Origin of the sequence: Nocardioides nanhaiensis, assembly GCF_039542785.1 — a bacterium.
Classification (GTDB): domain Bacteria; phylum Actinomycetota; class Actinomycetes; order Propionibacteriales; family Nocardioidaceae; genus Nocardioides; species Nocardioides nanhaiensis.
Window position 1 is genome coordinate 1,194,156 of sequence record NZ_BAABIM010000002.1, and the last position, 22,128, is coordinate 1,216,283.

Below are 22,128 nucleotides of genomic sequence, written 5' to 3' on the forward strand. Positions count from 1 at the left end.
CTGGACCGACGTCTGGCTCAGCTGCCGCCGAAGCGCGCCGGCCGCTTCTCGGCGAACGCGGCCACCCCCTCCTGCCCGTCGGGAGTGGCAGCCAGCGCGCGGATGCTCAGCGCCTCTCGACGCATCACCGACTCCGGGTTGCGCTCGGCGGTCTCGCGCATCAACCGCTTGGCAGCGGCGAAGGCGGGCGCGGACCCGGCGAGCAACGTGTCGACCACCGTCTCGGTGGCCGCCTCCAGCTCGTCGTCGGGCACCACCCGCGCGACCAGTCCGGCCGCCTGGGCCTCCGCCGCGCTGATCCGGTCGTTGAGCAGCACCAGCTGCAGCACCCGGTGCAGGCCGAGGGAGTGCACGAGCAGGGTGCTGCTGCCGTCGTGGCTCAACCCCAGCCGCGTGTAGGCCAGGGTGAACGACGCCGACTCGGCGGCGACCACGATGTCGGCCGCCGCCGCCAGCGCGAACCCCGCGCCCGCGGCCGGCCCCTGGACGGCGCTCACCACCACCGCCGGTGAGTGGGCGAGCTCGCTCACCACCCGGTGCAGCATCTCCGCCAGGTCGTCGACCAGCAGCGGCAGGTCGTCGGCGGCCGCGAACCCGGCGACGTCGCCCCCGACGCAGAAGAAGCGGCCCCGGCTGCGCAGCACGATGACGCGCGCCCCGTCGGCGTGGGCGCCGCGAACCCCCTCCAGCAACGCCGTGGTGCTCTCGAGGTCCAGCGCGTTGCCGCGATCGCCGGCTGCCATGGTGAGGCGGGCGACGCCGTTGGAGAAGTCGTAGTCCAGGGTGCTCATGCCACCTACTGTGCCGGGCGTCGGGCACCGTCGGGAGGCGGCCCGAGCGTCGGACGCTCGCTCTGCGCGCCCTCCTGACCTACTGTCGTGCGATGGCCTCCCCCGGATCCGCGGACCCGCGCACCGCACGAGCCTTGAGCATCCTGCTCGTGGTGGTGGGCATCGTGCTGGTGATCACCCACTTCGTCCTCGACGCCGGCGACGGCGAGGCGCCGCGGTGGATCATCTACGCGGCCGTGGTCTCCGCCCTGGCGGGCGCGGCCGTGGCCGGGACCACCTACGGTCGACGTCGCTGACGCCACCGTCCGCACCATGAGCTGATGGCGGGCATCGATCACGGTTGCATCCAGATCCAGTGCCCGGTCCGCATCGAGCTGGCACGATCTGGTCGTGACCCCCGAGCAGCGCCTCGCTGAGTTGGCGATCCGACACGCGGCTCTCGCCTGGCTCGACCAGCAGCGAGCCAAGGGCAAGGAGGTGTTCTCCCAGGCCGACACCAGCGGTGTGGTCCTGGCGGGTCAGACCATGCGCCTGATGCCCACCCAACAGGGGATCTGGAAGCCGAGCCAGCTTCAGGCAGCCCTGTCCATCAGGACGGTGTATCGACCTGAGGGAAGCACCCGCCCCTACGACGACGCGGTGGGAAGCGACGGCCTGTACCGCTACAAGATGCGCGGCGAGGACCCGGACCACTACGAGAATCGAGCACTGCGCTCTGCCGCCGTCGCCCGACTACCTCTCATCTGGTGGCTCGGCGTCCAGGGCGGTGGTTACAGCGCCCTCTACCCGATCTACCTGGTCGGGGAGGAGCGCACCGCCCTGCAGTTCGTCGTGGACATCAGCGCGGTGCCGCAACCGGACATCGTCTGGCCGGCGGCGGAGCTCGACCTCGACCCCGCCTACCGCCAGAGGCTGACCACGGTGCGGCTGCACCAGCGGCCTTTCCGGGCAGCAGTCCTGCGGGCCTACGAGACCGCGTGCGCCGTCTGCTCGTTCCGACACGGGGACCTGCTGGATGCGGCGCACATCCACGAGGATGCGCAGGGCGGTCGGCCCGTCGTCACGAATGGGCTCGCGCTGTGCAAGATGCACCACGCCGCATACGACCGGCACATACTCGGCATCACCCCCGACTACGAGGTGCGAGTCAACGAGGCCGTCCTGCACGAGGTGGACGGGCCGATGCTGCGGCACGGCATCCAGGAGTTCCACGGCCGCGCACTGATGGTGGTGCCTCAGCGCCGGTCAGAACGGCCGGACAAGCCCGCTCTCGATGCCCGCTACCAGCTGTTCAAGGCCGCCGGATGATGCGCACGGCGCCGTGTCGGCTGAGTGGAGCCTAGGGGACTCGAACCCCTAACCCCCTGCTTGCAAAGCAGGTGCGCTACCAATTGCGCCAAGGCCCCGGGTGACGGCATTCGCCGCCGGGTGGATCAGGCTGGTGTAGCCAGCGTCAGCGCTTGACGCTGTCGGTGGCCTCGGCCCAGAGTGCCTGCTCGGCCTTGCCCTGGTCCATCTTCTTCTTCGCGAACACGGCGCCACCGGCGGCCAGCGCGAGGAGCAGGATCTTCTTCATGTGCGTCTCCCTCATCGGGTGCCGCAGACCGGCTGGCCGGCTGGCTCGAGTGGTGCGGGGGTCGTGCTGGGTGGGCCTAACAGGACTTGAACCTGTGACCTCTTCCTTATCAGGGAAGCGCTCTAACCGTCTGAGCTATAGGCCCGTGTGCTGGCTGCCGCCAGCGCGGAACACTACCGCAGCAGGTGGTGCCGCTTGAAATCGGGATGGGTGAGGCGCGAGGGCGGTCGTCTCACCGGGTTTCGACACGGACTCACTGACATTCGCCCGGCTCGACCAGCGTCGGTGACGGTGGGTCAGTTGTCCTCGGCGAGGGTGACCTCGACGCCGCCGAGCAGGGCGGCCGACATGTTGTAGAGGAAGGCGCCCAGGGTGGCGATCGCGGTGATCAGGATGACGTTGAGAGCCGAGACCAGCATCGTGAAGCCGAGGACCCGCGAGGTGCCCACGTAGTTCTCGATGTCGAAGGCCGCACCGTCCTCGCCGCCGATGGTGTCGCGCACGGTGTCGTTGACCGAGGTCCACACCCCGGCCTGGTCGAGCACGGTCCAGATCATCCCCACCGAGACGACGGTGACGATGCCGAAGGCGATCGCGAGCAGGAACGAGGTCTTCATGACCGACCACGGGTCGATCCGGGTCAGCCGCAGCCGGGCCCGGCGCGGACCGCGGCCCGCGGTCACCGGCTTGGGGGCCTTCTCCGGCGTCGCTGCGGCCGACTTGGCCGGCTTGGCCGCCTTCGCGGAGTTCGGCGCGGCGTCGGGCGGGGAGTAGCTCGAGCGCTCCGCCGCGCCGCCGTTCTTCTCCGCGCCGCCGTCGGAGGTCAGCTTGGCCTGGATGCGGTCGGCGAGGGAGGGCCGGATGGCGGTGTCGTCACTGCCGGGGGCCGACGACGGTCGCTTGCCGGACCGTGCCGCTGTCTCTGCCGAACGCTCGGTCATCAGGCTTCACTGTCCCCTTGATCGGTGTCGGAGTCGGGCTCGGACTCTTCGATTGTGACACCCGGGCCGTTATCAGGCGAAACCTCGCCCGCGGGCGCCGGGGCGTCCCCACCCTCGGAAGACGCTCCGGCAGCCCCGTCGGTTGCCTCGGTCTCACCGTCGGCGTCGTCCTCGACCTCCGAGGACTCCACCGAGCGGGCGACCACGGCCACGGAGTCGTTCTTCTTCAGCGAGGTGAACTTGACCCCCATCGTGGAGCGGCCCATCGGGCGGAAGTCTGCGTTGATCGGGGAGCGCGTCACCTGGCCGTTGGCGGTGATCACGAGCACCTCGTCGCCGTCCTGCACGATGAAGGCACCCACCAGCACGCCGCGGTCCTCGTTGGCCAGCGCCATCGCCTTGATGCCCAGGCCGCCGCGGTTGGTCACGCGGTACTCGCTGATGGCAGAACGCTTGGCGAAGCCGCCGTCGGTGATGGTGAAGACGAACTGCTCGGTGACGCCGGGCAGCTCGCCCGGCGCGGTCGACTCGCCCTCGGCCTGGGCCTGGGCCTCGGCGGCCTCCTCGGCCGCCACCTGGTCGGCACGGATCACCGACATGGAGAGCACGGCGTCGTCGTCGCTGCGGAACTTCATGCCCGCCACACCCGAGGTGGCGCGACCCATCGGCCGCAGCTGGGCGTCGTCGGCACGGAACCGGATGGCCGAGCCCTTGCGCGAGACGAGCAGGATGTCGTCGTCGGGGTCGACCAGCTCGGCCCCGATCAGCACGTCGTCGTCCTCGCGGAAGTTGATCGCGATGACGCCGGCCTGGCGCGGGCTGTTGTAGTCGGCCAGGCGGGTCTTCTTGACCAGGCCGCTGCGGGTGGCCAGCACCAGGTAGGGCGCCTGGTCGTAGTCACGGATCGCCAGCACCTGCGCGATCTGCTCGTCGGGCTGGAAGGAGAGCAGCCCCGCCACGTGACCGCCCTTGGCGTCGCGCGAGGCCTCCGGCAGGTTGTAGGCCTTGGTGCGGTAGACCCGGCCTGCGGTGGTGAAGAACAGCAGCCAGTGGTGGTTGGTGGTGGCGATGAAGTGCTCGACGACGTCGTCGCCGCGCAGGCTCGCGCCGCGCACGCCCTTGCCGCCGCGGCGCTGGGAGCGGTAGGCCGCGCGCTGGGTGCGCTTGGCGTACCCGCCGCGGGTGATCGAGACGACCAGCTCCTCGTCGGGGATCAGGTCCTCCATGGAGAGGTCCCCGTCGGCCGCGATGATCTGGGTGCGGCGGTCCTCGCCGTACTTCTCGACGATCTCGGCCAGCTCGTCGGCCACGATCTGCCGCTGGCGGGCGACGTTGGCCAGGATGTCCTGCAGGTCGGCGATGGTCCGCTCGAGCTCGGCCAGGTCGTCGATGATCTTCTGGCGCTGCAGCGCCGCCAGCGAGCGCAGCTGCATGTCGAGGATGGCGGTCGCCTGCAGCTCGTCGATGTCGAGCAGCTCGATCAGCCCGGCGCGGGCCTCGGCGACGTCGGGCGAGCGACGGATCAGCGCGATCACCTCGTCGAGCTGGTCGAGCGCCTTGACCAGTCCGCGCAGGATGTGGGCGCGCTCCTCGGCCTTGCGCAGGCGGTACTCGGTACGGCGGCGGATGATCTCGACCTGGTGCTCCACCCAGTGGCTGATGAACTGGTCGATCGAGAGGGTGCGCGGCACGCCGTCGACCAGCGCCAGCATGTTGGCGCTGAAGTTGGTCTGCAGCTCGGTGTGCTTGAGCAGGTTGTTGAGCACCACCCGCGCGACGGCGTCGCGCTTGAGGACGACGACGAGCCGCTGGCCGGTGCGGTCGGAGGTGTCGTCGCGGACGTCGGCGATGCCCTGCACCTTGCCGGAGTCGGCCAGCTCGGCGATCTTCAGCGCCAGGTTGTCGGGGTTGACCATGTAGGGCAGCTGGGTGATCACCAGCGTCGTGCGACCGCCGGCGTCCTCGTCGACGTCGATCACCGCGCGCTGGGTGATCGAGCCGCGGCCGGTGCGGTAGGCCTGCTCGATGCCCTGGCGGCCCACGATCAGGGCGCCGTTGGGGAAGTCGGGGCCCTTGATCCGCTCGATCAGGGCCTCCTGCAGCTCCTCGCGCGTGGCGTCGGGGTGCTCCAGCGCCCACGCGGCACCCTCGGCGACCTCGCGCAGGTTGTGCGGCGGGATGCTGGTGGCCATGCCGACGGCGATGCCGGCCGAGCCGTTGACCAGCAGGTTCGGGAACCGCGAGGGCAGCACGGTCGGCTCAGAGGAGCGGCCGTCGTAGTTGGGCTGGAAGTCGACCGTCTCCTGGTCGATGTCGCGCACCATCTCCATGGCCAGCGGCGCCATCCGGCACTCCGTGTACCGCATCGCCGCCGCCGCGTCGTTGCCGGGCGAGCCGAAGTTGCCCTGGCCCTGCACCAGCGGCGCACGCATCACCCACTGCTGCGCCAGGCGCACGAGGGTGTCGTAGATGGCGGTGTCGCCGTGCGGGTGGTACTGACCCATGACGTCGCCGACCACGCGGCTGCACTTGGAGAAGCCGCGGTCGGGCCGGTAGCCGCCGTCGTACATCGCGTACAGCACGCGGCGGTGCACCGGCTTGAGGCCGTCGCGCACGTCGGGCAGCGCGCGCCCGACGATGACCGCCATGGCGTAGTCGATGTAGGCGCGCTGCATCGAGGTCTGCAGCTCGACGGGCTCGATCCGGCCGCCGGGGCCCTCGGGGGGAGTGGTGGTGCCGCCGCTGGGGGTCTCAGTCACGTGTCTGGGTCTCTCTCGTCGTCGCTAGTGGAATATCGGATCAGGGCTAGAGAGCCGTAGATCCCTAGATATCCAAGAAGCGGACGTCCTTGGCATTTCTCTGGATGAAGGAGCGGCGCTGCTCGACGTCCTCGCCCATGAGGATCGAGAAGATCTCGTCGGCGTGCGCGGCGTCGTCGAGGGTCACCTGCAGCATCAGCCGCTGGTCGGGGTCCATCGTGGTCTCCCACAGCTCCTTGGCGTTCATCTCGCCCAGACCCTTGTAGCGCTGCACCGGGTTCTCCTTGGGCAGCTTCTTGCCCTCCTCGGCTCCGGCGCGCAGCAGGGCGTCGCGCTCGGCGTCGGAGTAGACGAACTCGTGCTCGGCCGGCTTGTTCCAGCGCAACCGGTAGAGCGGCGGCTGCGCCATGAACACGTGCCCGTGCTCGATGAGCGGCCGCATGAAACGGAAGAGCAACGTCAGCAGTAGCGTGTTGATGTGGTGGCCGTCGACGTCGGCGTCGGCCATCAGGACCACCTTGTGGTAGCGCAGCTTCTCGAGGTTGAACTCGTCCTGGATGCCGGTGCCGAGCGCGGAGATGATCGACTGCACCTCGGTGTTGGCGAGCACCTTGTCGATCCGGGCCTTCTCGACGTTGAGGATCTTGCCGCGGATCGGGAGGATCGCCTGGATCCGCGGGTCGCGGCCCTGGCGGGCCGAGCCACCGGCGGAGTCACCCTCGACGATGAAGACCTCGCACTCGGCGGGGTTGCGCGACTGGCAGTCCGAGAGCTTGCCGGGCAGACCGCCGCCCCCGAGCAGGCCCTTGCGGTTGCGGGCCAGCTCGCGGGCCTTGCGCGCGGCCACCCGCGCCTGCGCCGCGGCCTGCGCCTTGCGCACGATGTCGCGCCCCTCGGCCGGGTTCTGCTCGAACCAGGCACCGAGGTGGTCGTTGACGGTGCGCTGGGTGAAGCCCTTCGCCTCGGTGTTGCCGAGCTTGGTCTTGGTCTGGCCCTCGAACTGCGGCTCACCGAGCTTGATCGAGATGATCGCGGTCAGGCCCTCGCGGATGTCGTCACCCTTGACGGCGTCCTCGGGCTTCTTGATCTGGCCCCACTCCTTGCCCCAGTTGTTGACCAGCGAGGTGAGCGCAGCGCGGAAGCCCTCCTCGTGCGTGCCGCCCTCGTGGGTGTTGATGGTGTTGGCGAAGGTGTGAACCGACTCGGTGTAGGAGGTGTTCCACTGCATCGCGAGCTCGAGGCTCATCGGGTTGCCGTCGTTGTCGGAGGTCTCGGACTCGAAGTTGATGACGGTCGGGTTGGCCACCTGCCGCGTGCGGTTGAGGTACTCGACGTAGTCCACGAGACCGCGCTCGTACTTGAAGGTGCGCACCAGCCCGCCGCCCTCGTGACGCTTGATGGCGTCCTCCCCGGCCTGGTCGACCTCGTCCTCGACCGTGTTGTCCTCCACGGCGTCCACGAGGTCCTCGGCCGCGGGGCGCTCGTCGCGCACCACGATCTCCAGGCCCTTGTTGAGGAAGGCGTACTCGCGGATCCGGGTGGTGATGGTCTCGAGCGAGTAGACGGTGGTCTCGAAGATCTCCTCCGAGGCGTAGAAGGTGATCGTGGTGCCGGTGCTCTCGCCCGGCTCCATCTCGCGGACCTGCTCGAGCTCGCCGTCGGGCACGCCGATGCTGAAGGTCTGGCGCCACTCGTGGCCGCGGTTGCGCACCCGGGCCTCGACGCGGCTGGAGAGCGCGTTGACCACCGAGACGCCGACGCCGTGCAGGCCGCCGGAGACCTTGTAGCCACCACCGCCGAACTTGCCGCCCGCGTGCAGCACGGTGAGTGCCAGCGTCAGCGCCGGCAGCTCCTGCCCGGGCGCGGTGTCGGTGGGGATGCCGCGACCGTTGTCCTCCACCCGCACGCCACCGTCGGCCTGCAGGGTGAGCACGATCCGGTCGCAGTGCCCGGCCAGCGCCTCGTCGACCGCGTTGTCGACGATCTCCCAGATCAGGTGGTGCAGACCGCGCTCGCCCGTGGACCCGATGTACATGCCGGGCCGCTTGCGCACCGCCTCGAGGCCCTCGAGCACCTGGATGGCCGAGGCGTCGTAGTCGACCTCGACGCCGACACCGGGCGCCGGCGGGACGGGGGGGGGTGTCTCCCCCGGGGTGCCCGCGTCGCTCGCACCACTGGTCGGCTCGGTGGGCTCGGTCGTCGGCTCGTCGGACACGCAGGACCTCTTCACTTCTCGGTGCCCCCCACCCGCGCGGGGCCGGGGTGGGCACGCGAGGTGGCAGGAGGGCAGACAGGCAGACGGCCGCGAGCGAAGTGGTGGGAGGTCCCTCCACCGGCGCCGACGGCCACTGCCCATACTACCGCTCCCAGGGCCTCAGGCCAGGGTTCGACTCCACCGCATGTGGATGAAGCGCTCGAAAAGTGCCTCTCAGCGGCCCTCGGAGGGCGATCCGAGCGCCGGGCGGGGGTGCGGCGGGGTCCCCCTACGGCCGGGCGGCCCGCAGATCGTCTGTGGCGCGCGGCGGTCCCGGGCAGGCTCGCGCGGGCTCAGCCGTAGGTGTCGCGCGGGCCGCGGGCGCCGCGCACGGTGCGCTGACCGCGGGTCCAGCTGGGCCCGTGCGGTCCCCGCACCTCGATGACGGTGACCGTGCCGTGGCCGAGCTCCTCGTTGAGGCGCCGCACCAGCTGCGGCGCCAGCAGCCGCAGCTGGGTGGCCCAGGCGGTGGCGTCGGTGCGCACCTCCAGTCGCCCGTCGGCGAAGGACTCGGGCCGGCAGTGCTGCGCGACCTCCTCGCCCACCAGCTCCGGCCACCGCGCGAACACGCCGCGCACGCGCAGGTCGAGCTCCCAGCCCCGGTCGCCCACCAGCTTGGCCAGGGTGGAGTCGAGCAGCTGCGGGTCCCGGTCGTCGGGGTGGGCCCCGCTGACCCGGTGCCGCCCGGTCGTGAAGCCCTCGGCCCGGTCCGAGCGACCCGGCAGTGGCGGTCCCCCGGATCCCGGTCGACGCCGTCGGCGCGCCGGCGTGGTGGCGGCCCCCGCCGTGGCGCGGGTGATGTCGCGCGCGAGCTCGAGCCCCTCGGGCACGTGGGGCTCGGGACCCTCGGCTGCCTCGGGCCCCGAGGGCTCGTGGGTCGGCTCCGGCTCGTCAGGCACGGGTCACCTCACCGCCGGCGACGTCGAAGCGGGCGCCGGCCAGGGCTGCGGGCACGTCGGCCTCCACCGCCGCGGTCACGAGCACCTGCTCGGCGCCGGCCACCAGCTCGGCCAGCTGCGCCCGGCGCTCGACATCGAGCTCGGCGAAGACGTCGTCGAGGATGAGGATCGGGTCGTCACCGTCGTCGCGCAGCAGGTCGAAGCTGGCCAGCCGCAGGGCCAGCGCCGCCGACCAGGACTCCCCGTGCGAGGCGTAGCCCTTGACCGGCAGCTCGCCGACGCTCACCAGCAGCTCGTCGCGGTGCGGCCCCACCAGCGAGAGGCCGCGGTCCATCTCGTCGCGACGGCGCTCGGTCAGCGCTGACAGGAAGGCGGGCACGAGCGCGGCGGCGTCGGGGTCGCCCGCGTCCTCGCCGGGCTCGGGCAGCGGCACCGAGGACCGGTAGGCGATCCGGGCGTCGTCGCGGGTGGCGCCCCGGGCAACGGTGGCGTAGGCCTTGCCCACGTACGGCGCCAGGTCGGTGACCAGGCGCAGCCGAGCGGCCAGCAGCTCCGAGCCCACCCGCGCCAGGTGGTCGTCCCAGACGTCGAGGGTCGCCTCCGCGGCGGCGCGGTTGCCGGCGCGGGCGGTCTTCAGCAGCGAGTTGCGCTGCTTGAGGATCCGGTCGTGGTCGGCGCGGACGCCGGCCAGCCGCGGCGTGCGCAGCACGAGCAGGTCGTCGAGGAAGCGGCGCCGCTCGCCGGGGTCGCCCTTGACCAGCGCCAGGTCCTCGGGGGAGAACACCACCGTGCGCACCAGGCCCACCAGGTCGCGGACCCGCGGCAATGTCGACTTGTTGATTCGTCCACGATTGGCGCGCCCGGGGTTGAGCTCGACCTCGAGCACGGCCGTGCGCCCCTCCTTGACCACCGCCGCGCGCACGATCGCCTGCTCGGCGCCCGCGCGCACCAGTGGCGTGTCGCTCGCGACCCGGTGGGAGGAGAGCCGCGAGAGGTAGTCGATCGCCTCCACCAGGTTGGTCTTGCCCTGGCCGTTGCGACCCACGAACGCCGTGACACCCGCCTCGAGCGGCACCTCGACGTCGGCGTAGGAGCGGAAGTCGTGCAGCGTGAGGTGCGAGACGTGCACGCGCCCGGCTCCTCTCGCTCGACCCTGGCCGACCCGTCACCCACCGGCACCGGTCCGCGCGGCCGGGCCCCCAGCTGCCCTGCGCAGTCTACGCTCAGCGACCATGAGCCAACCTCCGCAGGACCCCTTCGCCTCCCCGCCCCCCGAGCCCCCCGAGCAGCCGGGTCAGTACGGCCAGCCCGGCCAGCCCAGCCAGTACGGGCAGCCCCAGCCGGGCCAGTACGGCCAGCCGCAGTACGGCCAGCCCGACCCCGGCCAGTACGGCCAGCAGTACGGCCAGCCGGGTCAGCCGCCGCAGGGCTACGGCCAGCAGCCCGCCTACGGGTACGGCGCGCCGACCGGCCCGTTCTACATCGGCTACATGGGCCAGGAGCACGGCCCCCTCGACGTCCAGCAGCTGGCTGGCATGGCCAGCTCCGGCCAGCTCAAGCCCGACACGATGGTGCGGATGGAGGGCCAGCAGTCCTGGTTCGCCGCCAAGGAGGTGCCCGGGCTCTACTCCGACAAGGAGATGGTGACCACCGCGATCATCTCGTGGCTGGTCGGCATCTTCGGCGTCGACCGCTTCTACCTGGGCTACACCGGACTGGGTGTGGCCAAGCTGCTCACCTGCGGCGGCCTCGGCATCTGGGCGATCATCGACCTGATCCTGATCATCCTGCGCAAGGTGCCGGACGCCCAGGGCCGCCCGCTGAAGTAGCAGCTCCCATGTCTGCCACTCCCGGTGCCCCGCCGTCTCGACGCCTCCTCGCCGGTGCCCACACCCGCGCGGCCTCGGCGTGGGTGGCGGGCACCGGGGTGGCGGCGATCGGCGTCGCCGCACTGCTGAGCCCGGCCACGATCGACGACGGCCCGGTGCTCTGCCCCTTCCGCGCCGTCACCGGGCTGCCGTGCCCCGGCTGCGGCCTGACCCGCTCGTGGGTCCAGCTCGTGCACGGCGACCCGGCGGCGTCCTTCGCCGCCCACCCCTTCGGAGCCGTGCTGATGGCGCTGGTGCTCGCGCTGGCCGCCGTCGTGCTCCTCGCGGCGATGCGGCGGCGTCCGCTCCCGGACTTCGAGGGCCTGGTGCGCCGGCCCTGGCTGGTGGTGCTCCTCGGGGGCTGGCTCGTGTTCGGCGTGCTGCGCCTGGTCAGCGAGCTGTAGGTCAGCTCGCGTCGCCGCCGGGGGGCGGCGGGGTGTGCACGGCGTGGCCGCCGAACTGGTTGCGCATCGCAGCGACCGCCTTCATCGCCGGGCTGTCCTCCTGGCGCGAGGTGAAGCGCGCGAACAGCGAGCTGGCGATCACGTGCATGGGGACGGCGTGGTCGATCGCAGCCTCGACGGTCCAGCGACCCTCGCCGGAGTCGTCGGCGTAGCCCCGCAGCTGGTCGAGGTGGGTGTCCTCGCGCAGCGCAGAGACGAGCAGGTCGAGCAGCCACGAGCGGATCACGGTGCCCTCGCGCCAGGAGTCGAAGACGTCGGTCACGTTCTCGACCAGGTCCGTGGCCTCGAGCAGCTCCCACCCCTCGGCGTAGGCCTGCATGATGGCGTACTCGATGCCGTTGTGGACCATCTTGGCGAAGTGGCCGGCGCCGGGCTGCTGCCCCGCGTGCACGAAGCCGGAGTCGCCCTCGGGCCGCAGCGCGTCGAAGGCGGGCTGGACCTTGGCGACGTCCGCGTCGGAGCCGCCACACATCAGCGCGTAGCCGTTCTCGAGTCCCCACACGCCGCCGGAGACGCCGCAGTCGACGAAGCCGACGCCGCGCTCGGCCAGCATCGCGGCGTTGGACTGGTCGTCGGTGTAGCGCGAGTTGCCGCCGTCGACCACCAGGTCGCCCTCGCCGAGCAGCTCACCCAGCGCGCGCACGGTCTCGCGGGTCGGGTCACCCGCGGGGACCATCACCCACACCACGCGCGGGGCGTCGGTGGGCAGCGCCGCCACGAGCGCCTCGAGGCTCTCGACGTCGGAGACCTCGGGGTTGCGGTCGTAGCCGGTGACGGTGACGCCGTGCTCGCGCATCCGCGTGCGCATGTTGCCGCCCATCTTGCCCAGGCCGACGAGTCCGAGGTGCATGTGCGATCCCTTCGCGGTGCTGTGCGGGGTGGGTGGTGCCGATGATCAGGGGTGCCTGTACCCCGGTGGGCTCAGGAGAGCAGTCGGCGCGGCATCAGCAGGTAGCGGAAGCCACCGTCGCTCTCGCCGCCCTCGCGGTAGCCGCTGAGCACGACCGGCTTGGAGGGCTGGGTGAAGGCCAGCTCGACGACGTCCTCGTCGATCACGGTCAGGCCGTCGAGGAGGAACTGGGGGTTGAAGCCGGTGGTGATGTCGTCGCCCTCGATCACCGCCTCGACCGACTCCGAGGCCTGGGCCTCGTCGCCGGACCCGGCGTCGAGGGTGAGCACGCCGTCGCTGAAGGCCAGCTGGACGGCGGTGTTGCGCTCGGCCACCAGCGACACGCGCTTGACCGACTCGATGAGCGCGGCCTTGTCGACGCGTGCGGTGGTGAGCTTCTCGCTGGGGAACAGGCTGCGGACCTTCGGGAACTCGCCGTCGAGCAGCCGGGTGGTGGTGCGCCGGACGCCGCCGGGCCCGGTGCCCTCGAAGCCGATGAGGCCCTCGCCGCTGCCGCCCGCCGACAGCGCGATGGTGACCTCGGCGCCAGCGGTGAGCGACTTGGCGGTGTCGCCCAGGACCTTGGCGGGCACCAGGGCGGCCAGCGAGTCGTCGGTGCTGCGCGGCGCCCACTCCAGCTCACGCTGGGAGAGCCGGAAGCGGTCGGTGGCGAGCAGGGCGATCGAGGAGCCCTCGATCTCGACACGGACACCGGTCAGGACCGGCAGCATGTCGTCGCGGCCGGCGGCGGTCACGGCCTGGGCGACGGCGTGGGCGAACAGGTCGCTGGGCACGGTGCCCGAGGCCTCGGGCATCTGCGGCAGTGCGGGGTACTCGTGCACCGGCATGGTCTGCAGCGAGAAGCGCGCGGAGCCGCAGGTCAGCGAGACCCGGGCGCCGTCGAGCACCATCTCGACCGGCTTGGCGGGCAGGCTGCGGCAGATGTCGCTGAGCAGCCGGCCACTCACCAGCACCTGGCCCTCGTCGCTGACCTCGGCGCCGAGCGTGGCGCGTGCGGAGGTCTCGTAGTCGAAGGTCGAGAGCACCAGGCCGTCGGCGGAGGCGTCGATGAGCAGGCCGGCGAGCACGGGCGAGCTGGGGCGCACGGGGAGGCTGCGAGCGGCCCAGGCGACGGCGTCGGCGAGCACGTCACGGTCGACACGGAACTTCACGATGTGTGGTCCTTTGCGAGGAGTCGCTGCGAGGTCGCTCGAGGTGGTCGCTCGAGGTGCAGTGGTCTGGGAGGACGCATCCTGCCACCCCGCCCGGTCGGCACTCCACAGGCAGGGGCCCGGGTGAGGTTCACGGTCGATCGATCCAGGTGGAGGTGAGTCGTAGTCGTAGCGTCGGTGGAAACTGTGGAGGAGCGGTGTCCTGGCCGGTCAGGGTGGGTGCACCCCGGTGGAGGACGCTGTGGAGGAATCCGCGGCGCCGTGGGCCCCCTGTGGATCCCGGTCGGTCCTCCCCCGCCCTCGTGCACAGGCTGCACAGATCCTCCCCGTGTAGTTCGCACCTCGGGGCGCGCGTCGTCCACAGGCGGACGGCGTCCACGCCCGCGCGAGCTGCGGGACGTGCGTCAGGACCGGCGTCAGGACTGGCGGGCCGCGAGCTTGACGCGGTTGGTGAGCTCGCTGACCTGGTTGAAGACCGCGCGACGCTCGGCGAGCAGCTGGTTGATCTTGCGGTCGGCGTACATCACGGTCGTGTGGTCGCGGTTGCCGAACTGGGCGCCGATCTTGGGCAGGGAGAGGTCGGTGAGCTCGCGGCACAGGTACATCGCGATCTGGCGCGCCATCACCAGGTGGCGCCCGCGGCTGGGTCCGGTGAGCTCGTCGATCGAGAGCCCGAAGTAGGCGGCGGTCTGGGCGATGATCAGCGGCGCGGTGATCTCCGGCTCGCCGCCCTCGGGGATCAGGTCCTTCAGGACGATCTCGGCGAGGGTCATGTCGACCTCCTGCCGGTTGAGGTTGGCGAAGGCCGTCACGCGGATCAGCGCGCCCTCGAGCTCGCGGATGTTGGTCTGGATCTTGGAGGCGATGAACTCCAGCACGTCCGGCGGCGCGGTCAGCCGGTCCATCGCGGCCTTCTTGCGCAGGATCGCGATGCGGGTCTCGAGGTCGGGAGGCTGGACGTCGGTGATCAGCCCCCACTCGAACCGGTTGCGCAGCCGGTCCTCGAGCGCTTCGAGCCGCTTGGGCGGCCGGTCGGAGGTGAGCACGATCTGCTTGTTGGCGTTGTGGAGCGTGTTGAAGGTGTGGAAGAACTCCTCCTGCGTCTGGGTCTTGCCCTCCAGGAACTGGATGTCGTCGATCAGCAGCACGTCGACGTCGCGGTAGCGCCGCTTGAACCGGTCCTGCCGGTCGTCGCGGATCGCGTTGATGAACTCGTTGGTGAACTCCTCGCTCGAGACGTACCGCACCCGTGCCCCGGTGTAGAGGCTGCGCACGTAGTGGCCGATGGCGTGCAGCAGGTGGGTCTTGCCCAGGCCGGAGTCGCCGTAGACCAGCAGCGGGTTGTACGCCTTGCCCGGTGCCTCGGCCACGGCGACGGCGGCCGCGTGCGGGAAGCGGTTGGAGGAGCCGATGACGAAGGTCTCGAACGTGTACTTGGGGTTGAGCCGCGCCTCGAGCGCCGAGGGCTTGTGCGGGTCGGTGGGCGTGTGGTCGGGGTGCAGCGGGGCCCGGTCGGTGGCCGGGGCCGCCGGTGCGGTCGGTGAGGGGGAGCCGATGCCGGTGGGGGCGCTGCGCAGGTCCGCGACCGCTGCGGCGTCCGGCATGGCCGCGGCGCCGTCGCTGTGCGCGGCTCCCGCAAGTGTCGAGTTGTCGACAAAGCCACCTGTCGACGTCTCGGACGACGTGGCACCGGGGTGCGGCTCGTGCTGGAGGGAGGGGTCGACCGTCACGGCCAGGCGGATCTCGCGGCCCAGACGCTCGGAGAGACCGTCCTCGAGGCTCGAGCGCAGTCGCCCTTCCAGCTGGGTGCGGTTGAAGTCGTTGGGCACGGCGATGATCGCGGTGCTGCCGTGCAGCGTCAGCGGCACGGAGTCGCTCACCCAGGCGCGCTGGTGCTGCTGCAGCTCGCCGGTCACCTGGTGCCAGGCCTGGGTCAGCTCGACGTCGTCGGGCTCGCGGTCCTGGTCCACCACGGGGGCGCTCCCACTCTTCTCGTCGATCTCGGTCACGGGGGTCGGGTCCCCACGTCCACAAGTTTCTCCACAGGCTGTGCAGTCACCTGCCACCGGGGGACCCGGCAGGGATGCACCGAGGTCCTCCAGCCCTGCACGCAACACGTCGTCGCAGGTCACAGCGGTGTGACCGCAGGATCGGCAGGTGCCGACCGGCCGGTCGCACCCGACGAGCACCGGGGACGTGACGTCGTCGTGGGTGCGGTGAACCTAACCCGCGCACCGGTCGGCGGCAAGCCGTTCTCCACAGGTTGCTCCCGGGGTTGTGCACCGGGCGGCGACGGGGCGGCGGGAGGCCGCGGGGCGTGGGTGCGGGCGCGGTTTGACCCCCTCCGTCGGCGCCGCGTACCGTTGGCCGGTCACCAGCCAGGCTCGAGCGGTGCCGCATGTCCACGATGATCCGCGTGGGTGGGCGGTGCCGGCCGATCCGGACCGCATGCCGTGCCCTCGGGCGTCGTCGTGCGGGCCCGGGCCAGGATAGGCCCGGGGTGACGCCCTACCGGCGGATCTCGAAGCAACCGAAGGAAGAGTGTCGTGAGCAAGCGCACCTACCAGCCCAACAACCGTCGCCGTCACAAGGTGCACGGCTTCCGCCTGCGGATGCGCACCCGCGCCGGCCGCGCGGTCCTGGCGAACCGTCGCCGCAAGGGCCGCAAGGAACTGGCGGTCTGAGCCTCGGCGGCGCAGCTCCCGTGCTGCCCCCGGCCCACCGCCTGACCGACCCCGGCGCGTTCCGCGCGGCCGGGCGTCGTGGCGCGCGTGGGACGAGCCGCACCGTGGTCGTGCACGTGCTCGACCAGGGTGCGGCACCTGCGGCGGTGGGCCAGGCTGTCGACGAGGCGTCACCCCGTGTGGGCTTCGTGGTGAGCAAGGCCGTGGGCGGCGCCGTGGTCCGCAACCGGGTGAAGCGGCGTCTGCGGCACCTGGTGCGCGAGCAGCTCGACGGCACGCCGTCGGGCTGCGTGGTGGTGGTGCGGGCCCTCCCCGCGGCGGCGCAGGCCAGCCACGGACAGCTCGGTCGCGACCTGCACCGGGCGTGGTCGCGTGCCCTCGAGGCGCGCGGCGCGCGACGGCCCGCCTCGTGAGCCACCTGCTGATCACGCTGCTGCGGATCTACCGGCGCGTGGTGAGCCCGCTGTACGGGCAGGTGTGCCGCTACTACCCGTCCTGCTCGCACTACGCCCTCGAGGCCGTGAGCGTGCACGGTTCGCTGCGCGGCAGCTGGCTGGCGGCGCGTCGGGTGGCGCGGTGCCACCCCTGGGCGGCCGGCGGGGTGGACCACGTCCCCTCCCGGGCCCCCCGGCAGCCGTCCGACCGGCACACTGATCAGTGCCCGACCCCCGAGGCCCGGGAGGTCGAGTCCCCCGGACTCGCCCGTTGCGGCGCCTCCCCGAGCCACCCCCTCCAAGGAGCCTGACCCGTGGGAATCTTCGGCGACATCGGCAGCTTCATCATGACGCCGCTCTACTACGCCATCTCGGGCATCATGCTCGCCTGGCACGAGCTCTTCAGCCTGTTCCTGGCGCCCGACGGCGGTCTCTCCTGGGCACTGTCGATCATCGGCCTGACGGTGGTCATCCGCGTGCTGCTGATCCCGCTGTTCGTCAAGCAGATCAAGTCCAGCCGCAACATGCAGCTCATCCAGCCCAAGGCACGTGAGCTGCAGAAGAAGTACGGCCACGACCGGCAGAAGCTGGCCGAGGAGACGATGAAGCTGTACAAGGACTCGGGGACCAACCCGTTCGCCTCGTGCCTGCCGATCCTGCTCCAGATGCCGATCTTCTTCGCCCTGTTCCGGGTGCTCGACCAGGCGGCGCGGGGCAACGGACGGGGGTTCCTCTCCGACGAGCGTGCCCTGGACTTCGGTCAGTCGCAGATCTTCGGCGTCATCCCGATCTCGGAGACCTTCTGGCGCTCGGCGCCGTGGTCCGCGGACCCGCAGACCAGCGTGATGATCGTGGCGCTGATCCTGGTGCTCTCGATGACGGCGACGACGTTCCTCACCCAGCGTCAGCTGATGAGCAAGAACATGCCCGCCGACGCGCTGAGCGGCCCCTACGCCCAGCAGCAGAAGATCCTCCTCTACGTGCTGCCCGTGGCCTTCGGCCTCGGCGGTGTCGCGTTCCCCATCGGTGTGCTCCTCTACTGGACCACCTCGAACCTGTGGACGATGGGCCAGCAGTTCTACGTGATCCGCAACAATCCCGCGCCGGGCACGCCCGCGGCCGAGGCGAAGGTCGAGCGCGACCGCGCCAAGGCGATCAAGCGTGGCGAGGTGCCCGAGACGGTCGAGGGCACGGTGATCACCGAGACCGGTGCGCCGGAGTCCGACCGCCGGCCCACCCAGCGCCAACAGCCCAAGAAGCAGACCCGTGCCCAGCGACGCCAGGGCGGCACGCCCGGCGCAGGGCCGGCGACCAAGAAGCAGGGAGGCAAGTAGCCCCATGAGCACCAGCCCCACGAGCAGGACCACGGAGGACGCCGCCGGTCCGGAGTTCCCCGGGAGCCCCGAGGCCGCGCAGGCCGACGAGGCGGCGGAGGCGACGGGCGCCGAGAGCCCGGGTGGTACGCGCGGACGGTCCGGCAAGGTCGTGGACCTGGAGGCCGAGGGCGACATCGCCGCGGACTACCTCGAGGAGCTTCTCGACATCGCCGATCTCGACGGCGACCTCGACATGGACGTGGAGGGTGACCGCGCGGCCGTCTCGATCGTCGGCGCCGACCTGCAGCAGCTGGTGGGTCGTGACGGCGAGGTGCTGGACGCGCTCCAGGAGCTGACCCGGCTCGCGGTCTACCGCGAGACCGGCGTGCGGTCCCGGCTGATGCTCGACGTCTCGGGCTTCCGCGCGGAGAAGCGGCGCGAGCTCGTCGAGGTGGCCGAGCAGGCGGTGGCGACGGTTCGCGAGTCCGGCGCTCCCCTCTCGCTGGAGCCCATGTCGCCGTTCGAGCGCAAGGTCGTCCACGACGCCGTCGCCGAGGCCGGGCTCGTGTCCGAGTCCGAGGGTGTCGAGCCGCGTCGTCGCGTCGTGGTGCTGCCGGCGTGACGTCGCCGGCCCTGACGCACGGGGTCTCCGGCGGATGACGGAGCCTGTTTCACGTGAAACGCCCCCCACGCCCGACGCGGCGCGGGGGGCGTTCTCGCCTGCGGGGTTGGATCTCGCCGAGCGCTACGTCGCGTGGCTCGCGGATGCTGGGGTGGTGCGCGGTCTGATCGGCCCGCGCGAGCGGGACCGCCTCTGGGACCGGCACGTGCTGAACTGCGCCTCCCTCGCGGAGGCAGTACCTCAGGGCGCCACCGTCGCGGATCTCGGGTCGGGAGCCGGCCTGCCGGGTCTGGTCCTGGCCATCGCGCGCCCGGACCTGACGGTCACGCTGGTGGAACCACTCCTGCGACGCACCACGTTCCTGGAGGAGGTCGTCGCCGACCTCGGGCTGTCCGGGGTGGAGGTGCACCGCGGGCGAGCCGAGGACCTGCACGGCGAACGCAGCTTCGACGTGGTGACCTCCCGGGCGTTGGCACCACTGGACCGGTTGCTGGCGTGGTCCATGCCGCTGGTGTCCGAGACAGGCTCGCTGCTGGCCATGAAGGGGTCGCGGGCCGCCGAGGAGGTCGCGGCCGTACGGACCCTGTGCCGGACGGCTGGGGCTGCCGAGCCGACAGTGGTGGAGGTCGGGTCCGGTGCGGCGGCCACGACGCTGGTGCGAGTTACGTGGGCGGGCCCGGCGCGGGTATCTTGGCGGACTGCCCCTGGGCGCTCCCCCGGCGGCTCGTCGTCCGGGTCGCGGGGGCGCAAGCGGCGGGGCCGCCCCGGGTCGTGACCATCCGGCGCAGAGGTTATCCACCGACGTCCGGACAGTGCTGAGCGTAAGGATCCACAGGTGCAGGGCAGTTATCCACAGAACGACGCCGTCGAGGGGACTCTCGACAAGGGAGACACGACCGGGTCGCCGGACGCGGTTTCACGTGAAACCAGCACGCCGACGACCGGCTGGTCCGGCGTCCGCACCGCCGGCGACGTCGCCGCAGTCGCCGGACCCGACCTGGACGACACCACACCGCTGGCTCGCGCCGCTCAGCACAGCGTCCTGGCCCGCGCGGACGCCAAGAGCCGTCCCGCTCCCCCGCGACCGCCCGCCACCCGGGTCTTCGTGGTGGCCAACCAGAAGGGTGGCGTCGGCAAGACCACCTCGACCGTCAACATCGCGGCCGGCCTGGCCCAGCTGGGCCTGCGCGTCCTCGTCGTGGACCTCGACCCGCAGGGCAACGCCTCCACGGCACTCAACGTGGAGCACCGTCGCGGCGTGGCCGGCACCTACGACGCGCTCGTCGACGGTGTGGCCCTGGCCGAGGTCGAGCAGGAGTGCCCCGACGTCGAGGGGCTCTTCGTCGTCCCCGCGACCATCGACCTGGCGGGCGCCGAGATCGAGCTGGTCAGCGTGGTCGCGCGCGAGGGCCGCCTGAAGAAGGCGATCGTGGCGCACCCCCGCGTGGGCAGCGCCGACCAGGTCGGCGACGACCGCTACGACTACGTGCTCATCGACTGCCCGCCCTCGCTGGGTCTGCTCACCCTGAATGCGCTGGTCGCGGGTCAGGAGATGCTGATCCCGATCCAGGCCGAGTACTACGCGCTCGAGGGCCTGGGGCAGCTGCTGGAGACCGTGGAGCTGGTCAAGGCCAACCTCAACCCCGAGCTCGACGTCAGCACGATCCTGCTGACCATGTACGACGCGCGCACCCGGCTTGCTGCGGGCGTGGCCGAGGAGGTGCGCTCTCACTTCGGCCCCCAGGTGCTCCGGACGGCGATCCCGCGGTCGGTGCGCGTCTCGGAGGCGCCGTCGTACGCCCAGACCGTGATGACCTACGACCCGGGCTCCCCCGGTGCCCTCAGCTATCTCGAGGCGGCGCGCGAGATCGCCGCGACAGGAGTCACGCCGTGAGTCGTCCCGCACCCCGCCGCGGCCTGGGTCGCGGCCTCGGCTCGCTCATCCCGCCGGCACCCCCCGCGCCCGGGCCCGCGAGCGCACCCGACGAGGGCGCCGCGTCGGACGCAGGCACGGGCACCGCTCCCCCTCCGGAGGGCGGCGCCGGCGTCGGTGCGCCCGGCGCGACGCCTGAGGTCGACGCGGCGTCCCCCGCAGCAGCGGTGGTTCCGGCGGAGCAGGACCTGGTGGGTGGGGCGTACTTCGCCGAGCTGCCCGTCGAGCAGATCCGCCCCAACGCCGTCCAGCCCCGGGAGGTCTTCGACCAGGAGGCCATGGCTGAGCTGGTGCACTCCATCCGCGAGGTCGGCCTGCTGCAGCCGGTCGTGGTGCGCCGCGTCGGCGATCCGGAGGAGCAGACCTACGAGCTGGTGATGGGGGAGCGGCGCTGGCGCGCGACCCAGGAGGCCGGCCTGACCCGGATCCCCGCCATCGTGCGGCAGACCGGTGATGACGACATGCTGCGCGACGCGCTGCTGGAGAACCTGCACCGCTCGCAGCTCAACCCGCTGGAGGAGGCGGCTGCCTACTCCCAGCTGCTGGAGGACTTCGGCTGCACCCACGAGGAGCTGGCCACCCGGATCGGGCGCTCGCGCCCCCAGATCTCCAACACCCTGCGGCTGCTGCGACTGAGCACCGGCGTGCAGCGCCGGGTGGCGGCCGGGGTGCTCTCGGCCGGGCACGCCCGCGCCCTGCTCGCCGTCGAGGACCCCGAGCTGCAGGACCGCCTGGCCCACCGGGTGGTCGCGGAGGGCATCAGCGTCCGGGGGCTCGAGGAGATCGTCGCGGTCGGCGACCACGGAGCCGGAGCCGGCCCGCGTGCCGCGCGGCGCAAGCCCAGCGCCCCGGGACTCGCCGAGATCGCCGACCGGCTGGGCGACCGGCTCGAGACCCGGGTCAAGGTCGACCTGGGGCAGCGCAAGGGCAAGGTCACCATCGAGTTCGCCACGCTCGAGGACCTGCGCCGCATCGTCGACACCATCGACCCGAGCGCACAGTCCTGACCGACGAAGGAGGTCGGGGCGTGGGTGCGCGAGGATTGAGCAAGCGACGCGGGTGAGGGACGAACCCGCGTCAGCGCGTCGAAATCCTCCGACTCACGGTTGACGACGAGTCGGGCCACTCGGGAGGGCGGTCTGCGCACCGGGTTTCGACACAGGCTCGCTGGCGCTCGCCCGGCCCAACCAGCGGCCAACGAACAGCGTTGACCGACGACGGAGGTCAACGCGTCGCGAGTGAGGATTGAGCGAGCCCGCGGGTGAGCTCGCGAACCCGCGTCAGGCGAGTCGAAATCCCCTGACTCACGGGTAGGCACCTCGAGCTGGGCGCCCGGGAGGGCGCTTGCCGTGCTGGAACGGTCCTATAGATGTCAAGGGGTCATGAGGTCGGTCCGTAGGGCTCGGTAGACGGCGCGGGCGAGGTGTCGTTTGAGGCACCGGATGATCTCGGGATTGGAGAGTCCTTCGGCGCGTCGGCGGGTGACGTAGTCCATGGTGGGTGGGTGGTTGCGCATCCGGCCGATG

The 22,128-nt window shown here is 71.5% G+C and carries 22 protein-coding genes and 2 tRNA genes; 12 read left to right on the plus strand and 12 right to left on the minus strand.

Annotated elements, in window-relative coordinates; translation table 11 throughout:
• Positions 1–17: 17 nt before the first annotated feature.
• Positions 18–791, minus strand: coding sequence for an enoyl-CoA hydratase/isomerase family protein (locus ABD948_RS13835; protein ID WP_345266730.1), 774 nt, complete (start codon positions 789–791; stop codon positions 18–20).
• Between the two features lie 92 nt (positions 792–883).
• On the opposite strand from ABD948_RS13835, the gene ABD948_RS13840 reads away from it, so the two are divergent.
• A complete protein-coding gene (locus tag ABD948_RS13840; protein WP_345266732.1) occupies positions 884–1,087 on the plus strand; it encodes a hypothetical protein in 204 nt (67 codons plus the stop codon).
• A gap of 94 nt (positions 1,088–1,181) precedes the next feature.
• Complete coding sequence (locus tag ABD948_RS13845) at positions 1,182–2,099, plus strand: HNH endonuclease (RefSeq protein WP_345266734.1); 918 nt, start codon at positions 1,182–1,184, stop codon at positions 2,097–2,099.
• Positions 2,100–2,124: 25 nt separating this feature from the next.
• Here ABD948_RS13845 and ABD948_RS13850 read toward each other — a convergent pair.
• From ABD948_RS13850 to recF, 8 genes are all read right to left on the minus strand, one after another.
• Positions 2,125–2,197: transfer RNA gene (locus ABD948_RS13850), tRNA-Ala, on the minus strand.
• A gap of 47 nt (positions 2,198–2,244) precedes the next feature.
• Positions 2,245–2,382 (minus strand): DLW-39 family protein, encoded by a 138-nt coding sequence (locus ABD948_RS13855; protein ID WP_345266736.1) that lies wholly within the window; start codon positions 2,380–2,382, stop codon positions 2,245–2,247.
• A gap of 56 nt (positions 2,383–2,438) precedes the next feature.
• Positions 2,439–2,512: transfer RNA gene (locus ABD948_RS13860), tRNA-Ile, on the minus strand.
• 151 nt (positions 2,513–2,663) lie between these two features.
• Complete coding sequence (locus ABD948_RS13865; protein ID WP_345266738.1) at positions 2,664–3,308, minus strand: DUF3566 domain-containing protein; 645 nt, start codon at positions 3,306–3,308, stop codon at positions 2,664–2,666.
• Positions 3,308–5,983, minus strand: coding sequence for a DNA gyrase subunit A (gene gyrA / locus ABD948_RS13870; RefSeq protein ID WP_425576598.1), 2,676 nt, complete (start codon positions 5,981–5,983; stop codon positions 3,308–3,310). Before gyrA ends, ABD948_RS13865 begins: the two co-directional genes overlap by 1 nt.
• Before the next feature lie 148 nt (positions 5,984–6,131).
• Complete coding sequence (gene gyrB, locus ABD948_RS13875) at positions 6,132–8,282, minus strand: DNA topoisomerase (ATP-hydrolyzing) subunit B (RefSeq protein WP_345266742.1); 2,151 nt, start codon at positions 8,280–8,282, stop codon at positions 6,132–6,134.
• A 332-nt stretch (positions 8,283–8,614) separates the two neighbouring features.
• Complete coding sequence (locus ABD948_RS13880) at positions 8,615–9,220, minus strand: DciA family protein (protein WP_345266744.1); 606 nt, start codon at positions 9,218–9,220, stop codon at positions 8,615–8,617.
• On the minus strand, positions 9,213–10,349 hold the full coding sequence (gene recF / locus ABD948_RS13885; RefSeq protein WP_345266746.1) for a DNA replication/repair protein RecF: 1,137 nt from the start codon (positions 10,347–10,349) through the stop codon (positions 9,213–9,215). The genes ABD948_RS13880 and recF overlap by 8 nt, the downstream gene beginning before the upstream one ends.
• Positions 10,350–10,452: 103 nt before the next feature.
• Between recF and ABD948_RS13890 the strand changes: the two genes are divergently transcribed.
• Positions 10,453–11,049, plus strand: coding sequence for an NINE protein (locus ABD948_RS13890; protein ID WP_345266748.1), 597 nt, complete (start codon positions 10,453–10,455; stop codon positions 11,047–11,049).
• 8 nt (positions 11,050–11,057) lie between these two features.
• A complete protein-coding gene (locus ABD948_RS13895; RefSeq protein WP_345266750.1) occupies positions 11,058–11,492 on the plus strand; it encodes a DUF2752 domain-containing protein in 435 nt (144 codons plus the stop codon).
• Between the two features lies 1 nt (position 11,493).
• On the opposite strand, the gene gnd is transcribed toward ABD948_RS13895, so the two are convergent.
• The 3 genes from gnd to dnaA all read right to left on the minus strand — a co-directional run bounded on the left by gnd (position 11,494) and on the right by dnaA (position 15,586).
• Positions 11,494–12,402 (minus strand): phosphogluconate dehydrogenase (NAD(+)-dependent, decarboxylating), encoded by a 909-nt coding sequence (gnd, locus tag ABD948_RS13900; protein WP_345266752.1) that lies wholly within the window; start codon positions 12,400–12,402, stop codon positions 11,494–11,496.
• A gap of 71 nt (positions 12,403–12,473) precedes the next feature.
• A complete protein-coding gene (dnaN, locus tag ABD948_RS13905; RefSeq protein WP_345266754.1) occupies positions 12,474–13,613 on the minus strand; it encodes a DNA polymerase III subunit beta in 1,140 nt (379 codons plus the stop codon).
• A 416-nt stretch (positions 13,614–14,029) separates the two neighbouring features.
• Entirely contained in the window at positions 14,030–15,586 is a 1,557-nt protein-coding gene (gene dnaA / locus ABD948_RS13910) for a chromosomal replication initiator protein DnaA (RefSeq protein ID WP_425576599.1), read from the minus strand.
• A 573-nt stretch (positions 15,587–16,159) separates the two neighbouring features.
• Between dnaA and rpmH the strand changes: the two genes are divergently transcribed.
• From rpmH to ABD948_RS13950, 8 genes are read left to right on the plus strand one after another with little or no spacing between them, the layout of a single operon-like run.
• Positions 16,160–16,297, plus strand: a complete 138-nt coding sequence (rpmH, locus tag ABD948_RS13915; RefSeq protein ID WP_345266756.1) for a 50S ribosomal protein L34 — start codon at positions 16,160–16,162, stop codon at positions 16,295–16,297.
• A gap of 20 nt (positions 16,298–16,317) precedes the next feature.
• The gene (gene rnpA / locus ABD948_RS13920; RefSeq protein ID WP_345266758.1) at positions 16,318–16,710 is read left to right on the plus strand and encodes a ribonuclease P protein component; all 393 of its coding nucleotides are present in this window, start codon (positions 16,318–16,320) and stop codon (positions 16,708–16,710) included.
• Positions 16,707–17,042 carry a membrane protein insertion efficiency factor YidD gene (gene yidD, locus ABD948_RS13925; protein WP_345266760.1) on the plus strand — a complete coding sequence of 112 codons (336 nt, stop codon included), beginning with the start codon at positions 16,707–16,709 and terminating at the stop codon, positions 17,040–17,042. Before rnpA ends, yidD begins: the two co-directional genes overlap by 4 nt.
• A gap of 36 nt (positions 17,043–17,078) precedes the next feature.
• The gene (gene yidC, locus ABD948_RS13930) at positions 17,079–18,065 is read left to right on the plus strand and encodes a membrane protein insertase YidC (protein WP_345266818.1); all 987 of its coding nucleotides are present in this window, start codon (positions 17,079–17,081) and stop codon (positions 18,063–18,065) included.
• Positions 18,066–18,069: 4 nt separating this feature from the next.
• Positions 18,070–18,669 carry a Jag family protein gene (locus tag ABD948_RS13935; RefSeq protein ID WP_345266762.1) on the plus strand — a complete coding sequence of 200 codons (600 nt, stop codon included), beginning with the start codon at positions 18,070–18,072 and terminating at the stop codon, positions 18,667–18,669.
• A 34-nt stretch (positions 18,670–18,703) separates the two neighbouring features.
• Positions 18,704–19,444 (plus strand): 16S rRNA (guanine(527)-N(7))-methyltransferase RsmG, encoded by a 741-nt coding sequence (gene rsmG / locus ABD948_RS13940; protein WP_345266820.1) that lies wholly within the window; start codon positions 18,704–18,706, stop codon positions 19,442–19,444.
• Between the two features lie 60 nt (positions 19,445–19,504).
• Positions 19,505–20,563, plus strand: coding sequence for a ParA family protein (locus tag ABD948_RS13945; RefSeq protein ID WP_345266764.1), 1,059 nt, complete (start codon positions 19,505–19,507; stop codon positions 20,561–20,563).
• Positions 20,560–21,609 carry a ParB/RepB/Spo0J family partition protein gene (locus ABD948_RS13950; RefSeq protein WP_345266766.1) on the plus strand — a complete coding sequence of 350 codons (1,050 nt, stop codon included), beginning with the start codon at positions 20,560–20,562 and terminating at the stop codon, positions 21,607–21,609. Before ABD948_RS13945 ends, ABD948_RS13950 begins: the two co-directional genes overlap by 4 nt.
• Positions 21,610–22,128: the final 519 nt, after the last annotated feature.